The organism is Bacillus sp. LR--39 (assembly GCF_053613335.1).
In genome coordinates this window covers 1-521 of the sequence record NZ_JBSIOT010001580.1, presented here as the reverse complement: position 1 = coordinate 521, position 521 = coordinate 1, and the positions used below count along the sequence as shown (strand labels likewise).

Annotated in this window: 1 pseudogene; it reads left to right on the top strand. The window is 41.8% G+C overall.

Features of this window, described 5'->3' with window-relative positions:
* A pseudogene (locus ACWHAR_RS31905) lies at positions 1 to 521 on the top strand (transcription-repair coupling factor); the annotation flags it as partial.

Sequence of the window (521 nt, the reverse complement as noted above, 5' to 3'; positions counted from 1 at the left end):
AGACAGGCAAAGGGCGCTTGAACAAATCGATCAAGGCCTTGCCAACAGCCTTAAAAAGCTGAAGCTCGATAAACAAAAGGAAATTCTCGACCAAAATATCGCGGAAGACAAAGAGCGGCTCAAGGAAGGGCATATCGGCCAGGAAATGGTCAAATACCTTTCTTATTTCTATGAGAAGCCTGCTAGTTTACTAGATTATTTCCCGAAAAATACCTTGCTTATACTAGATGAAATCAGCCGTATTCATGAAATGGAAGACCAGCTGCAAAAGGAAGAGGCAGAATGGATTACGAGCCTGCTTGAAGAAGGGAAAATCCTTCATGATACATCGATGTCATTTCCTTTTCACAGCCTCATTTCAAAACAGTCCCGCCCGATTTTGTATTACTCGCTGTTTTTAAGGCATGTGCAGCACACCAGTCCGCAAAACATCGTCAATGTTTCAAGCAAGCAAATGCAGAGCTTTCACGGACAAATGAATGTGCTCAAAAATGAGATCGAACGGTTTAAAAAATCGAAAT